Source organism: Nocardia sp. NPDC059236, from assembly GCF_042754085.1.
Lineage (GTDB): Bacteria > Actinomycetota > Actinomycetes > Mycobacteriales > Mycobacteriaceae > Nocardia.
In genome coordinates, this window is the sequence record NZ_JBHZAF010000003.1 from 448,158 (window position 1) to 462,371 (window position 14,214).

18 protein-coding genes are annotated in these 14,214 nt (G+C 68.7%); 10 read left to right on the forward strand and 8 right to left on the reverse strand.

The features are described 5' to 3' along the window. Positions 1-65: 65 nt before the first annotated feature. A complete protein-coding gene (locus tag ACFXIV_RS10980; RefSeq protein ID WP_379399482.1) occupies positions 66-842 on the forward strand; it encodes an acyl-[acyl-carrier-protein] thioesterase in 777 nt (258 codons plus the stop codon). A gap of 76 nt (positions 843-918) precedes the next feature. Then, complete coding sequence (locus tag ACFXIV_RS10985) at positions 919-1,176, forward strand: hypothetical protein (RefSeq protein ID WP_379399483.1); 258 nt, start codon at positions 919-921, stop codon at positions 1,174-1,176. A gap of 234 nt (positions 1,177-1,410) precedes the next feature. Here the strand turns inward: ACFXIV_RS10985 and ACFXIV_RS10990 are convergent, their stop codons facing one another. Further along, on the reverse strand, positions 1,411-3,078 hold the full coding sequence (locus ACFXIV_RS10990) for an FAD-dependent oxidoreductase (protein ID WP_379399484.1): 1,668 nt from the start codon (positions 3,076-3,078) through the stop codon (positions 1,411-1,413). A gap of 225 nt (positions 3,079-3,303) precedes the next feature. Here ACFXIV_RS10990 and ACFXIV_RS10995 point away from each other — a divergent pair, with 225 nt between their 5' ends. Further along, positions 3,304-3,795 (forward strand): SixA phosphatase family protein, encoded by a 492-nt coding sequence (locus tag ACFXIV_RS10995; RefSeq protein WP_379399485.1) that lies wholly within the window; start codon positions 3,304-3,306, stop codon positions 3,793-3,795. Positions 3,796-3,821: 26 nt separating this feature from the next. Here ACFXIV_RS10995 and ACFXIV_RS11000 read toward each other — a convergent pair whose 3' ends face one another. Further along, entirely contained in the window at positions 3,822-4,025 is a 204-nt protein-coding gene (locus ACFXIV_RS11000; RefSeq protein ID WP_354836509.1) for a hypothetical protein, read from the reverse strand. Positions 4,026-4,175: 150 nt separating this feature from the next. Here ACFXIV_RS11000 and ACFXIV_RS11005 point away from each other — a divergent pair, with 150 nt between their 5' ends. Continuing rightward, the gene (locus ACFXIV_RS11005) at positions 4,176-4,667 is read left to right on the forward strand and encodes a MerR family transcriptional regulator (RefSeq protein WP_379399486.1); all 492 of its coding nucleotides are present in this window, start codon (positions 4,176-4,178) and stop codon (positions 4,665-4,667) included. Positions 4,668-4,685: 18 nt separating this feature from the next. Here the strand turns inward: ACFXIV_RS11005 and ACFXIV_RS11010 are convergent, their stop codons facing one another. Together ACFXIV_RS11010 and ribA are read right to left on the reverse strand one after the other, a co-directional pair. After that, positions 4,686-5,489, reverse strand: a complete 804-nt coding sequence (locus ACFXIV_RS11010; protein WP_379399487.1) for a dioxygenase — start codon at positions 5,487-5,489, stop codon at positions 4,686-4,688. Positions 5,490-5,606: 117 nt separating this feature from the next. Continuing rightward, positions 5,607-6,242 (reverse strand): GTP cyclohydrolase II, encoded by a 636-nt coding sequence (gene ribA / locus ACFXIV_RS11015; protein WP_379399488.1) that lies wholly within the window; start codon positions 6,240-6,242, stop codon positions 5,607-5,609. A gap of 114 nt (positions 6,243-6,356) precedes the next feature. Here ribA and ACFXIV_RS11020 point away from each other — a divergent pair, with 114 nt between their 5' ends. Beyond that, complete coding sequence (locus ACFXIV_RS11020; RefSeq protein WP_379399489.1) at positions 6,357-6,818, forward strand: MarR family winged helix-turn-helix transcriptional regulator; 462 nt, start codon at positions 6,357-6,359, stop codon at positions 6,816-6,818. A 15-nt stretch (positions 6,819-6,833) separates the two neighbouring features. On the opposite strand, the gene ACFXIV_RS11025 is transcribed toward ACFXIV_RS11020, so the two are convergent. Next, positions 6,834-7,232, reverse strand: a complete 399-nt coding sequence (locus tag ACFXIV_RS11025; protein WP_379399490.1) for a MerR family transcriptional regulator — start codon at positions 7,230-7,232, stop codon at positions 6,834-6,836. 45 nt (positions 7,233-7,277) lie between these two features. Between ACFXIV_RS11025 and ACFXIV_RS11030 the strand changes: the two genes are divergently transcribed. The 4 genes from ACFXIV_RS11030 to ACFXIV_RS11045 all read left to right on the forward strand — a co-directional run bounded on the left by ACFXIV_RS11030 (position 7,278) and on the right by ACFXIV_RS11045 (position 9,980). Beyond that, positions 7,278-8,066, forward strand: coding sequence for an alpha/beta fold hydrolase (locus tag ACFXIV_RS11030; RefSeq protein ID WP_379399491.1), 789 nt, complete (start codon positions 7,278-7,280; stop codon positions 8,064-8,066). A gap of 107 nt (positions 8,067-8,173) precedes the next feature. Continuing rightward, positions 8,174-8,656, forward strand: coding sequence for a carboxymuconolactone decarboxylase family protein (locus tag ACFXIV_RS11035; protein WP_379399492.1), 483 nt, complete (start codon positions 8,174-8,176; stop codon positions 8,654-8,656). Between the two features lie 3 nt (positions 8,657-8,659). Beyond that, positions 8,660-8,974 carry a GNAT family N-acetyltransferase gene (locus ACFXIV_RS11040; protein ID WP_354836525.1) on the forward strand — a complete coding sequence of 105 codons (315 nt, stop codon included), beginning with the start codon at positions 8,660-8,662 and terminating at the stop codon, positions 8,972-8,974. 16 nt (positions 8,975-8,990) lie between these two features. Further along, a complete protein-coding gene (locus ACFXIV_RS11045; RefSeq protein ID WP_379399493.1) occupies positions 8,991-9,980 on the forward strand; it encodes a pirin family protein in 990 nt (329 codons plus the stop codon). A 54-nt stretch (positions 9,981-10,034) separates the two neighbouring features. Here the strand turns inward: ACFXIV_RS11045 and ACFXIV_RS11050 are convergent, their stop codons facing one another. Continuing rightward, positions 10,035-10,874, reverse strand: a complete 840-nt coding sequence (locus ACFXIV_RS11050; RefSeq protein ID WP_379399494.1) for a helix-turn-helix transcriptional regulator — start codon at positions 10,872-10,874, stop codon at positions 10,035-10,037. 165 nt (positions 10,875-11,039) lie between these two features. Between ACFXIV_RS11050 and ACFXIV_RS11055 the strand changes: the two genes are divergently transcribed. Continuing rightward, entirely contained in the window at positions 11,040-12,047 is a 1,008-nt protein-coding gene (locus ACFXIV_RS11055; protein WP_379399495.1) for an aldo/keto reductase, read from the forward strand. Positions 12,048-12,068: 21 nt separating this feature from the next. On the opposite strand, the gene ACFXIV_RS11060 is transcribed toward ACFXIV_RS11055, so the two are convergent. Both ACFXIV_RS11060 and mqo read right to left on the reverse strand, forming a co-directional pair. Next, on the reverse strand, positions 12,069-12,560 hold the full coding sequence (locus ACFXIV_RS11060; RefSeq protein WP_379399496.1) for a PaaI family thioesterase: 492 nt from the start codon (positions 12,558-12,560) through the stop codon (positions 12,069-12,071). A 112-nt stretch (positions 12,561-12,672) separates the two neighbouring features. Next, positions 12,673-14,178, reverse strand: a complete 1,506-nt coding sequence (mqo, locus tag ACFXIV_RS11065) for a malate dehydrogenase (quinone) (protein WP_379399497.1) — start codon at positions 14,176-14,178, stop codon at positions 12,673-12,675. Positions 14,179-14,214: the final 36 nt, after the last annotated feature.

The following is a 14,214-nucleotide window of genomic DNA, read 5'->3' on the forward strand; positions in this document are numbered from 1 at the left end:
CAGTAGGCACCTCACCGGTGCTTTTGGAAAGACATGCGGCACACCGTGCAGCGCGAGGAGCACCAGTGTCACTCGATGAGCCACTCGCCCCGCTTCCCCAGGAGGGCATGGGCTTCGCTTCCGCGTGGCCCGTCCGAGCCGGCGACGTGGATCCCTATCAACGGCTGCGATTCGATGCCGTGGCCCGCTACCTCCAGGACATCGCCTGGGAGGAAATGCAATCCGGATTCTTCCATCGGACGGATCCGGCCTGGATCGTGCGGCGCACCGTGGTGGACGTGGTGCGGCCCATTCACTGGCCGGACCGGGTGGAACTACGGCGCTGGTGTTCGGCCATGTCGACGCGGTGGACCAATATGCGGGTGCGGATCACCAGCGAGAACGGCGGTCTGATCGAGACCGAAGGGTTCTGGATCAATATCAACGAGTTCACCAATATGCCGACCCGGATCAGCGACGAGGGCCTGGCCGAACTCGCCCGCACTACCGATCAGCACCGGCTGCGCTGGCGGCCCTGGCTGACCGACCCCACGCCGCCGGAATCGGATGTGGATCTGCCGTTCCCGGTGCGCGCCACCGATATCGACCAGTACAACCACGTGAACAACGCGGCCTACTGGCAGGCGGTGGAGCAGTACCTGGTCGACTACCCGAAGCTGGTGGCCGGGCCGCATCGCGCGGTCATCGAGTACGTGGCGCCGGTGCTGGCGCGCCAGCACGTCAGCGTGCGCAGCCGGTACGAGCCGGGCGATCGGACCGGGCATCCGGCGGCGCTGCGGCTGTGGTTCGTGGTGGGCGGGGTGACGACCACGGCGGTGCGCATCGGGCCGCTGCCCAGCTGAATTCGATACTGCCCAACTGAATCCGATACCGCCCAACTGAATTCGATACTGCCGAGCCGAATCGGATGCTGCTCAGTTGAGCCGGTGGCGCAACTGCGAAAGCGGAGGGATTACCGGCGCCGATGGCCAGGGCGCCGATGTCATCGCCTACGCCAACCAGGCGGGCATCCCCGGCTGCACCGAGGCCATCACCGTCGCCACCGCCTACGTCCAGCAGGTCAGCGACACCGACGTCGCCACCATCAACGGCTGGTCCTGCAACGCCCAGCCCGACCCCGCCGTCCCCTCCCTGTGCACCAAGGACGGCCTCCTCATCAACCTCGGCGCGAGCTGACTCCCCGACGCCAAAATGGCTGTGGCCCAACCCATTACAGGTGGGGCCACAGCCGTTGGGGGGGGGTGATCAGCCCCACCCCCCGGGCGCCGATGTCCCTGGGAGTCCGGGGCATGGCCCCGACGCCCCTCGGGGCGCGGGGGCTGAGCCCCGACATCCCTCGGGGTGCGAGGAGAGCCCCCGATGTCCCTGGCGGTTCGGGGGCGAAGCCCCTGAGAGTCCCGAGAGTTGGGTTTACCCCTTGGCGGCCTTGAGGAGGTTCTCGACGCTGGTGAACTTCACGCGCGGGCGGCCCGCGGACTTGCCCGCGGTCTTCTCGGCGGCGTCGATGGCCTTCCAGCCGTCCCGGCCGATCTGGTCGGGCTGGCGCTCGGAGAGCAGGGCCTCCAGCCCGGCGCGACCGGCTTGCGGGGCAGCGAGCTTGCCCTGGGTGAAGTCCTCGATGAGCTGGTCGACGGTCTCCTGCGAGTCCATGCGGTTGGAGCCGATGACGCCGCGCGGGCCGCGCTTGATCCAGCCGGAGACGTACACGCCCGCAACGGGGTTGCCGGCGGCCAGGACTCGGCCCTTGTCATTGGGGATGACGCCGGCGGACTCGTCGAACGGCACGTCCGCGACGGGCTCGCCCTTGTAGCCGATGGAGCGCAGCACCAGCGACGCCTCGACGGTGCCGGTGCGGTCCGAGGCGCGGGCCACGGTGCGGCCGTTCTCCTCGACCAGCTCGTTGTGCACGTACTCGACCGCCTCGGCCCTGCCATCGCCGGTGATGGCGGTGGGAGAGACCAGGTAGCGGAACACGATTCGCTTGTTGTCCGGGTTGCGGGAACCGGCGGCGTATTCCTGGGCGAGGGTGTACTTGAGCTGCAGCGAGGGCTCGACCTCCGGATCGTCCAGCTCGGCCTGCGAGGCCGGGTCCAGGACCAGGTCCTCGGGGTCGACGATGATGTCGACGCCCTTCAGGTGCGTGAGCGCCAGGAACTCCGGCGAGGTGTAGGCGGCCTGCAGCGGACCGCGGCGGCCCAGCACCACGACCTCTTTGATGTTGCTGCGGCGCAGCGCATCCAGGGCGTGGTCGGCGATATCGGTCTTGGCCAGCTCGTCCGGGTCGACGGTGAGCACGCGGGCCACGTCGAGCGCCACATTGCCGTTGCCGACGATGACGGCGCGCTCGCCGGAGAGGTCGAATTCGCGGTCGGCGAAGTCCGGGTGGCCGTTGTACCAGGCCACGAACTCGGTGGCGGAGTGGCTGCCGGGCAGGTCCTCGCCGGGGATGCCGAGGTGGCGGTCGGTGGCCGCGCCGACGGCGTAGATGACGGCGTGGTGGTGGGCGAGCAGCTCTTCGTGCGAGATGTGCTTGCCGACTTCGACATTCAACCGGTACTGCAGCGCCTCGCGCCGGAAGGCCGACTCGAACAGGCCGGCCACCGACTTGGTGCCCGGGTGGTCGGGGGCGACGCCCGCGCGCACCAGGCCGTACGGGGTGGGCAGCCGGTCGAACAGCTCCACCTCGACATCGGCGCGGCGCAGCAGCTCTTCGGCGGCGTAGCAGGCGGCCGGGCCCGCGCCGACGATGGCGACCCGCAGCGTGCCCAGTTCCTTGGGCGCCCGCGACGGCGCGACCAGCGGCTCGAAGTTCGACTCCAGCGGATGCCGTTGGAAGTAGGCGGCATTGATATCGCTGAAGCGCGCCAGCGAGGCGAGTAGATCGTCCTCGGAGAAGATCGCGTCGACCGGGCAGGCGTCGACGCAGGCGCCGCAGTCGATGCAGGTGTCCGGGTCGATGTAGAGCTGCTCGGTGGTGGCGAACTCGCGTTGCTCGGGCGTGGGACGAATGCAATCGACCGGACACTCGGGTACGCAGCTGGCGTCGTTGCAACAACGCTGCGTGATCACATAGGCCATATCTCGCAGATCCTCGAAACTGTCGCGTGTAATACTCCGCTCGGGGTCGAGCAGGGTCGGTAGAACACGTTCTAATATAGGCGGCGTTCCATCGGGTGTCGGCACTGCGATGTGTCGCCACCTTCAGTGTGCCTCGAGTGTGAGCACTGTCTCACGTCGGCACCGGCGTGCACCGCTGTGAGACCGGTCTCCCGGGCGCACTCGAGGCCCCCTACCGTAATGCCTATGGTGCGGACTCTCATCCTGATGCGGCACGGCAAATCCGGATACCCCGAGGGCGTGCAGGACCACGAGCGACCCCTGGCCCCGCGCGGGCGGCGCGAGGCGGCACTGGCGGGTGACTGGCTGCGCGCCACCCAGCCGGAGATCGACGCCGTCCTCTGTTCCACTTCGACGCGAACGCGGGAGACCTTGGCGGCCACCGGCATCACCGCGCCGGTGACGTTCGAGAGCTCGATCTACGAGGCGTCCCCGCACATCATCATCGAGATGCTGCAACTCACCGACGATGCCGTGGAAACCCTGCTGGTCATCGGCCACTCCCCCGGAATGCCCTGGACGGCCTGGGAATTGGCGGCCAACCGGCATTCGGGCCCGGCCGAGGAGATGAGCGCGAAATTCCCCACCTCGGCGCTGGCCGTCATCGAGTTCGACCGCCCATGGGCAGCAGCCGACCCGGGCACGGGTGAACTGGTGCGATTCCACGTGCCGCGATAGGCCCGGCGACCTCGGAAGGGCCGGGCTCAGCCGAGTAGCTTGCCCTTCCACACCACGACACCACCGAAGATCAGCAGGAGCAGCAACGCCGGCCAGAAGCCGAGCAGCCACCACACCACGCCCAGCACCGCCACCACGGGCAGCGCGGCAATGGCCGTGATCACCGGTTGTTCCTTGGCCGTCTCCAGGGCCGAGCGGGCCCTGATCCGATCCACGTCTTTTCCAGCCATGACCCCAGAGTAGGCGCGAAACGGGCCGGTCGAGCCGCACATCGAAACTTCGCGCACCCACGCCCTCGACGTCGCACGCCCGTAGGCTTGCTTGGAGTGCACTCCAACCCACTAACGTCGTGGATGGTTCGGCAGGAAGGGGCGAGACCGATGAGCGCAGCACCGGTACAACAGCGCAATCCGGCACCGCAGGACACCGTGGAGCGCGAACGGCCGCGATATTCGATCGGCGAGGTCTCCGATCGCTGCGGCCTGACCCGGGACACCCTGCGCTGGTACGAGCGCATCGGCCTGATGGACTACGTGGGCCGCGACCACTCCGGCCAGCGCCGGTTCAGCGACCGGGATCTGGACTGGCTGGGGTTCATCGGGAAACTGCGGCGCACGGGCATGTCGGTAGCCGACATGGTCAAGTACGCGGAGCTGGTGCGGGCCGGGGAGCACACCTATCCGGAGCGGCTCGAGATGTTCCGGCGGACCCGCGCCGAAGTCCTCGCCCAGATCGAGGAACTGCAGTCCACCCTGGTGGTCCTCGACTACAAGATCGAGCTCTACGGCGGCGGGCAGACGTGTGATCCGCCGGTCGGGTCGTACGGCGCTGCCCGGGTCGGGCCGAACGACGCTGCCCGCCAGGGGAACTGAGCGCAGGCTCCGCCCGGATCAGCCGATCTGGATGGAGCGTTTGGCCATTCCGTACCAGAAGCCGTCGATGGCGGTATGCTGCGTGGCCAGTTCGTCCGCGCCCGCGCCGAGGGTCACGAACAGCGGCGCGAAATGCTCGGTGCGCGGGTGGGCGCGGCGAGCGTCGGGGGCGGCGTGCTCGAAGTCCAGCAGGGCGTCGATGTCACCGGCGGCCAGTGCCTCATCACCCCAGTGATCGAATTCCCGGGACCAGCCGGGCGCGAAGTCGGCCGGCATGGAGAAGTTCGCCTCGCGCAGGTTGTGCGTGAAGAAGCCGCTGCCGAGGATGAGGACGCCCTCGTCGCGCAGTGGGGCGAGACGGCGGCCCAGGTCGTAGAGGCCGACCGGGTCGAGGGTCGGCAGGGACAGTTGCAGGACCGGGATGTCGGCATCGGGGTACATCTCGACGAGCGGCACGTACGCGCCGTGGTCGAGGCCGCGGGTCGGCGCCTCGTGCACCGGCCGGCCCGGACTGCCCAGCAGCGCACGGACTTTCGCGGCCAGGTCCGGAGCGCCGGGGGCGGCGTAGCGGACCCGGTAGTAGTGCTCGGGGAAGCCCCAGAAGTCGTAGAGCAGCGGCACTGTGGTGGTCGCGCCGAGGGTGACGGGCGCGTCCTCCCAGTGCGCGGAGACCACCAGAATGGCGGTGGGCCTGGGCAGTTCGGCCGACCAGGCGGCGAGCTGGCCGGGCCAGATCGGGTCGTCGGCCAGGGGCGGTGCGCCGTGGCTCAGGTAGAGCACCGGCATGCGGTCCGTCCGCTCGTGAGTCACGGCCTGGGACATGGGATTTCCTCTCGATCTCAGCCACGGAGCTGGATGGTCGGCTCAGCCACGGAACTCGATGGTCGGCTCGGCCACAGAACTCGATGGTCGGCTCAGCCACGGAGCTGGATGGTCGGCTCAGCCGACGAGCCGGATGGTGTGCCCGGTGTGCTCGGCCTTGGCGCGCAGGTAGCGCAGGTTGTCGGGGGTGGCGTGGACGCCGGTGGGGACGGTGTCGCGCACCGTCACGCCGAGCGCGGTCAGCTGGCGGACCTTGTCGGGATTGTTGGTGAGCAGGTCGAGTTCGCCGACGCCGAGGGCGGTCAGCATCTGGGCGGCCGCGGTGTAGTCGCGGGCGTCCTCGTCGAAGCCGAGTTCGGTATTGGCCTGGTAGGTGTCCAGGCCCGAGTCCTGCAGCGCGTAGGCGTCGAGCTTGTTGTAGAGGCCGATGTCGCGGCCCTCCTGGCGCAGGTAGAGCAGGATGCCGCCGGTGCCGGAGATGAGCTCGACGGCCTCGCGCAGCTGCGGTCCGCAGTCGCAGCGGGCGGAGCCGAAGACGTCGCCGGTGAGGCATTCGGAGTGCAGCCGCACCAGCGGCGTGGCCGGCCCGTCCGGGCCGAGGTCGGTTTCACCGAGGACGAGGGCGACGTGCTCGCGGCCGTCGGCGAGGCCGTCGAAGGTGACCGCCTGCGCGGTCGTCGAGTAGCCGTCGGCGAAGGTCAGCGGAATCCGCACGCGGGTGCGGACGCTTGCGCCGACGAAGGTGCTGCTCATGAGGATTCTCCTGAGGCCAGGGACCAATTCTTTGAATGGGGCACAGTGTTCAAATTTGAACCGCAAGGGCCCGGAGGTTATTCCAACCCGAACAACCGGCTGTAACCTGGGCAGATGAGTCCACGCTGGCTGAACGAGGAGGAACGGGCGGCCTGGTTGGCCTTCCTGAGCGCCTCCAGCCTGCTGGAACGCCGACTCGGCAGACAGCTCGAGCGGGACTCCGGACTCTCCCACCTGCAATACGAGATCCTGGTCCGCCTCGCCGCCGCCCCCGACGGCGAACTGCGCATGACCGAACTGGCCTCGACACTGCTCAACTCCAAGAGCAAGCTCACCTACCAGGTCGACCAGCTGGAGAAGGCGGGCCTGGTGACCCGCCGCAACTGCCGCACCGATCTACGCGCGGTCTACGCCCGCCTCACCGACTCCGGACGCGAGCGCCTCGAACAGGCCGCCCCGGGCCACGTCGAGACGGTGCGTGAATTCTTCGTCGACGCCTTCACTCCGGAGCAATTGGCCGCTGTGGCAGCGGGTTTCACCGAGGTCAATCGCCGCCTTCGGGAAGAAACCGCCTGATCGTTCCGAGCCGGCTCAGGACGCCTCGGCCACACCGGGATTCGGGTCGTAGGGCGCGGCCAGGACCGCGTCCTGCTGCCGGGCCAGCAGCATACGGCGCTGGGTCAGCTCGGCGATCTGGTCGTCGAGGCGATCCAGGCCGTCGCTCACCACCTGCCGGGAGTGATCGCAGTGCTGGAAGCCGGATTCGGTGGCGCAGGGCAGCAGTTCCCGGATATCGCGGGTGGGCAGTCCGGCGTCGAGAAGTTCGCGGATGCGGGCGACCCGATCCGGGGCGGTGGCGGGGTAGCTGCGGTAGCCGTTCGAATCCCGGTGCGGGACAAGCAGTCCCTGCTCCTCGTAGTAGCGCAGCAACCGGGCGGGCACCCCGGTGGCCCGGGACAGTTCGCCGATCAGCACTGTGACCTCCCGCACATCGCGTTGACCTTCACACCCATGTGAATCCCTAACGTCGCCGCCATGACGAACATTTCTCCCGAAAGCCCGGTCCTCACCACCCAGGTCTCCGGTTCCGGCCCCACCATCGTGCTGGCCCACGGCGGAGGCGGCGGCATCGACGCCAACTTCGGCGGCTTGATCCCCCTGCTCGCCACCGATCACCTGGTCATCGGGTCCGATTACCCGGCCGACGACACTCCGCTCACCCTGGACTCGCTCGCCGACGCCCTGATCGCCGAGGCGGTGGCTCGCGGGGCCGAGACCTTGTCGATCGTCGCCTTCTCCCTCGGCACCGCGGTGGCGATCCGGGCGGCGGTGCGGCATCCGGAGCGGGTGCGCGGGCTGGTGCTCACCGGCGGCTTCGCCAGGCCCGACAATCGGTCGCGACTGAACATCCAACTGTGGCAGCGCGCCCTGGCGGCCGGGGACCGCGAATCCTTCGCACGGTTCGCCCTGCTCGCCGGGTTCAGCGCGGACTTCGTGAATGCCCTTCCCGAAGAGCAGCTTTCGGAGATCCTGGCGCAGACCGCGGCGAACATCCCGGGCGGCACGGCCGCGCAGGCGGCGCTGATCGAGCACACGGACGTGCGCGCCGACCTGCCGCAGGTGGCGGTGCCGACGCTGGTCATCGGGCTCGCCGGCGACCTGCTCTGCGATCCGGCCAACGCCCGCGAACAGGCCGCCGGGATTCCGGGGGCCGAGTACACCGAGCTCCCGGGCGGGCACGTCGTCATGGTGGAGCAGCCCGATGCCTGGCACGCGGCCGTGCTCGACTTCTTCGCCCGGCAGCGGGCGGCCGCGGCACGCTGAGTTCACGCGGAAGACCCCGGTGAGTTCACCCGGAAGACCTCGGTCTGAAACACCAATTTTCAGACCAGAAGGCACGGTTCACATTCTCGGCTTACGATGCAGCCACTATGCAGTCGCCTGTAACTCACGACCGGGTGTGGATCGACAAGCAGACGCCCGAGGTCTTCCGCGAACTCAACAGCGTCGCGTTCGCCGTGCGGAACGCCGCCGCGGCCGCCGATCTGGACCGCGCGGTCATGGAATTGGTGAATGTCCGCGTCTCCCAGCTCACCGGTTGCCCGTTCTGCCTGGACCTGCATTCCCGGTACGCCCGCGAAGCCGGTGTCACCCAGCAGCAATTGGATGTCCTGACCACCTGGCACCGCAGTCCGTACCTGTTCACAGAACTGCAGCAGGCCGCACTCTCGGTGGCCGAGACGGTCACTTCATTGCCGGATGAGGAGACCATGCAGCGTGAGTATGCTGCTGCGCGGCAACATTTGTCGGATGACCAGATGTCCGTTCTCATCTGGGCTGCGACCACTATCGGCGCGTTCAATCGCGTGTCGATTATGAGCAGACATCCGGTGCGGGTGCGGAAGGAGAACTGAACAATGAGCGAACAGGCCGTGACGGCCGCAGTCGTTCGTAACGACGCGCAACACCGGTACGAGGTGTGGTACGGGAATTCGCTCGCCGGGTTCAGCGAGTACCGCGAGCGCGACGACAACGACACCACCTTCATTCATACCGAGGTGGATCAGGAATTCAGCGGCAAGGGCCTGGCGAATCTGCTCGCGCAGGAGGCGATCAAGGATGTGATCGCCCGCGGCCGCGTCATCGTGGCACGCTGCCCGTTCATCAAGGGCTGGTTGGACAAGCACCCGGAATACGACGAATACGTGGTGGGCAAGGGCATCAAGAGGTGAGCAGGGAGGAGCGGGCATGAGTGATCTGGAGCCGCGGCCGGAAGAGGCGCTGTGCGAATCGTCCGGGCGCCCCGGGCCACGCGCCGAGTTCTTCCCGGCCCGCGAGGTGCCGCTGGGTGGCGTGCGCGGGGTGACCGTCTTCCGCTCGCTGCCGCAGCGGGACCTGCCGACGGTCGGCGCATGGTGCTTCCTGGACCATTTCGACGGTGGCTCGCCCGCCAACCCGGAGGGGCACGACATCGACCCGCATCCGCATATCGGATTGCAGACGGTCACGTGGCCGCTGGACGGGCGGATCCGTCACCGCGACAGTGTGGGCTCGGATGTGGAGATCGCACCCGGGCAGCTGAACCTCATGACCTCCGGACGCGGCATCGCGCACTCGGAATATCGAGTGCCGGGCCACATCTCGGGTCATGGGCTCCAGCTGTGGGTGGCACTGCCGGACGAATCCCGGGATATCGCACCGCATTTCGAGCAGCATCGGGACCTGCCCGAGTTCACGCTGCCGGGGCTGCACGGCGTCGTCCTGATGGGCTCGCTCGGCGGGGCCACCTCCCCGGCGCGGGCCTACACCCCGATCGTCGGCGCCGATCTGCGGCTCGAGGCGGGCGCGGCGGTGACGCTGCCGCTGAATCCGGACTTCGAGCACGCGGTGCTGGTGATCACGGGCGGGCTCCGCGTCGACGACACCGACGTCGCGCCCGGCAGCCTGTTCTACCTGGGCAGCGACCGGGAGTCCCTCCGGCTGCACGAATCCACGGGCGGCGCGCATCTGCTGCTGCTCGGCGGTGAACCGTTCGGCGAGGATCTGGTCATGTGGTGGAACTTCGTGGCCCGCAGCCACGAGGAGATCGAACAGGCCCGCAACGACTGGGAGAAGCACGATGTCGGCCGCTTCGCCGATATCGCCGGGCACACGCCGGACCAGCGGATCCCGGCGCCGCCGCTGCCGGGGCTGCATCTGAAGCCGCGCAAGCGCCGCTGCGGCGTGCCGCACGAGTGACAAGGTCGGCCCCGAACCGCACTGGTTCGGGGCCGATTTCGTTGCGGCCGGCAGTCAGCGGCTGGTCATCGACTGAGTTCCGATGACCCGCAACAGATCCAGCTTCTCCTGGGTGTCGGTGCCGGGCGCGGGGTAGTAGATCAGCACGTGCCGGGTGGCGCTGGGGGTGAGCAGCGGTTCGCAGATCAGCTCCAGCACACCGACTTCCGGGTGGACCATGCGCTTGATGTGGCCGGTTCCGGTACCCACCTCGTGCTCGTTCCACAGCCGCTCGAACTCCGGGCTGGCGGCCCGCAACCGGGCCACCAGCTCGGTCACGTCGGCGTCGCCGGCGCGGCGGGCGGAGACCGCGCGCAGATCGGCGACATGCTTGTGGCTCATGGCTTCCCAGTCCTCCGGCGGGAAGATGGCGCGGGAGCCCGGTTCGGTGAACCAGCGCCACGGGATGCATCGTTCCAGCCCGCGCCGCTGCGAGTAGTCCCCGGACAGCAGGGTGTGCATACGGTTCTGCACCAGCACCTCACCCAGGTCCGAGATGACCACGGCCGGGGTGTCGTCCAGCTTCGAGAGCAGGTGCAGCAGGCCCGGTCCCACGTGGCTGTCGCCGCCGCGCGCGGGGGCCTGGTGGCCGGACAGGTGGTAGACGTGGTCGCGCTCGCTGTCGGTCAGTCGCAGCGCCCGCGCCAGCGACGCCAGCACCTGCACGGACGGGCGCGGGCCGCGCGCCTGCTCCAGCCGGGTGTAGTAGTCGGTCGACATGCCCGCGAGCATGGCGACCTCGTCGCGGCGCAGGCCGGGGGTGCGGCGGCGCGCGCCCGGCGGCAACCCGACGGTGGCGGGTTGCAGCTGCTCACGGCGGCGGCGCAGGAAGTCGGCCAGCTCGGTTCGATCCACCTCACCACTGTCCCCCGTCCCGGGCCCGCTAGCCAGGTACCGGCGATCCCAGTCTGCGCCGCGCGAATTCCGCCCCAGCCGTCCACCGGCGGTAACCAGGGATCGCCGATCCCTGGATGAACGCTCCTCTCCCGGACCCCGCCGCGGAGGCGCAGTGTTATCGGCATGACCACGAACCTCAGCACCGTTCAGCTCGGCAAGACCGGGCCCGCCGTCTCCCGCCCGGCCCTCGGGGCCATGGGTATGTCCGGCATGTACGGCACGGCCGACGACGCCGTCTCGATCGCCACCGTGCACGCCGCCCTCGACTCGGGCGCGAACCTCATCGACACCGGCGACTTCTACGGCATGGGCCACAACGAACTGCTGATCCGGCAGGCGCTGGCCGACCGCAAACGCGAGGACATCCTGCTCAGCGTGAAGTACGGCGCGCTGCGCGGACCCGACAACAGCTTCGGCGGCGTCGACACCCGGCCCGCAGCCACCAAGAACTTCCTCGCCTACTCCCTGCAGCGACTGGGCACCGACTACGTCGACATCTACCGGCCCGCCCGGCTGGACCCGAACATTCCGATCGAGGAGACCATCGGCGGCCTGGCGGAGCTGGTGCAGGCCGGCTACATCCGCCACATCGGCCTGTCGGAGGTGGGCGCGGAGACGCTGCGCCGCGCGGCGGCCGTGCACCCGATCGTGGACCTGCAGATCGAATACTCCCTGGTCTCGCGCGGCATCGAGGCCGAAATCCTGCCCGTCGCACGGGAACTCGGCATCGGCATCACCGCGTACGGGGTGCTCTCCCGCGGCCTGCTGAGCGATTCGCTGCGGCCCGGGCAGCAGTTCGCACCCTCCGATTTCCGGGCGCACAGCCCGCGTTTCCAGGGCGAGAACCTCGACGCCAACCTGCGCCTGGTCGACGCGCTGGCGAAGATCGCGGCCGAACACCAGGTGAGCGTGGCCCAGCTGGCCATTGCCTGGGTGCTGTCGCGGGGCACGGACATCGTGCCGCTGATCGGCGCGCGGCGTCCGGAACGCTGGGCGGAAGCCGTTGCGGCGGTGGACATTCGGCTGTCCGAGGCCGAGCTGGCCACCATCGAGGCGGCCGTGCCCGCCGACCAGGTGGCGGGCGGCCGCTACGCGCCCGCGCAGATGGCCATGCTCGACAGCGAGCGCTGAGTCACCTCGCTGGAGCCGGAATCACTTCCGGCGCGGCCGGATCACCGCGGTGAAGGCGGCGCGGGCCACGGGTTTGCCGGTGACGTCGGCGATCGTCACCGGCACCTCGAGCTCGATCTCGGTGCCGGATTCGATGTTCGCGCGGGTCTCGGCGATGGTCTCCGGCGTCAGCTCTGCGGTGGCGCTGAACGGGCCCGCCTCGCCCTTGGCGCGGGCCAGGTATTCGATGCGGCCGTTGCGGGCGACGATGAAGGTGTCGCCGAGCAGGTCCACGATGCCGGAGATGGACGCGCCCATGGCGGCCGTCTCGGCCAGGCCGAACAGCAGGGCGGCGTGGATATCGCCATTGTGGTTGAAGTGCTCGGGGCGCGCGGCCATGCGGACCACATTGCGGCCCGGGGCGTAGTGCACGCCCTCGATGCCGGTGAACTGGATGAAGCCGAGCTTCTGGAAGCCCGCCATCACCATCTCACCCATGGCGGCGTTCGCCTCGTCCTTGGTAGCGCTGTCCATCGCCTCTCCTACCCGGCCAGAAATTGAAACCTGTTCCAATTTCATACCGGGCCGGGCGCGGCTTTGTCCACGGCAGCTTCCTGCCACGGATCCACGGCAGCTGCCCGCCGGATCAGCCCACCACCCGGCCGGCCAGCCCCAGCGCCTCCGCGGTCCGGGCCATGGTCTGGCGCGCCAGCCGGGGATCCTTGGCCAGGCTCTGCCCCAGTGTCGGCATGAGCTCGCGCAACCGCGGCTCCCAGAGCCGGGAGTAGCGCGGGAAGCAGCGCTCCAGCACCTCCAGCAGGATCACCGGGGCGGTCGACGCACCCGGTGTCGCGCCCAGCACCGCGGCGATCGAACCATCCTGCGCGGCAACGACTTCCGTCCCGAACTCCAGCACCCCGCCCTGCTCCGGATCCGGCTTCACCAGCTGGGCGCGCTGACCCGCGGTGATCAGGGTCCAGTCCTCGGCGCGCGCCTCGGGGACGAATTCCCGCAGGGCGGCGAGCCTCCTCTTGCGGGTCGATGCCAGCTGCGTCACCAGCAGCCGCATAAGCTCGGGATTCGACTTCAGCATGGCCGCGATCGCACCCGCATTGCCCGGCCGCACCGACCCCGCGGCGTCGAAGAGCGAACCCCGTTTCAGGAAACGCGGATTCGCCCCCGCGTACGGACCGAACAGCAGCGCGCGATCGCCGTTCACCACCCGGGTATCCAAGTGCGGCATGGCAATCGACGGCGCACCCGAGGGCGCACTGCCGTAGACCTTCCCGTCGTGCTCGGCCACCACGGCGGGATTGTCGCAGCGCAGGAATCGACCACTGACCGGCAGCAGACTGTAACCGCGCACTTCCGGAACACCGGCCCGCTGCAGGATTTTCAGCGCCCAGCCGCCCGCGCCCGCGAATACGAAGCGGGCGTCCACCTTTCGCGTGAGGCGGTCGTTGTCGGTGCGCCAGTCGACCCGCAACTGCCAGGTGCCGTCATTGTTGCGGCGCAGTCCGCGCACCTCGCAATTGCGGTGGATCTCGACATCCTGCCAGCGCAGCCAATGGAACAGCTGGCCGGTCAGTTCGCCGAAATCCACATCGCTACCGGTGATATCGCGGGTCGCGGCGATCGGCTCGGAGGCGTCACGGCCCCGGGTGATCAGCGGAGCCCAGTCGGCAATGACCTCCGGGTCGTCGCTGAATCGCATATTCGCGAAAAGGTGGTGCGCGGACATGGTTTCGTGGCGGCGACGCAGGAAATCCACTTCCCGCTGCCCGCGCGCCAGCGTCAGGTGCGGGACTGGATTGATGAAGGTCTCCGGCTTGCGCAGCACCCCGGATTCCACCAGCGACGCCCACAGCTGCCGGGTGAGCTGGAACTGCTCATTGAGCTCCAGCGCCGGCTCGATATCGATACTGCCGTCGGGATTCTCGGTGGTGTAATCGAGTTCGCACAGTCCGGCATGGCCGGTGCCCGAATTGTTCCAGGCCGCCGACGCTTCGGAACCCACCTCGGGCAATCGCTCGTACACGCCGATGGTCCAGCTGGGTTCCAGATGCTTGATCAGCATCGCGAGCGTTGCGCTCATGATGCCGCCGCCGATCAGCACGACATCGTAGGGCCGCAGCGGCAGTTGTGTTCTCATCGTCATTACCTGGAAAACCCCGATTGAACTCGTACA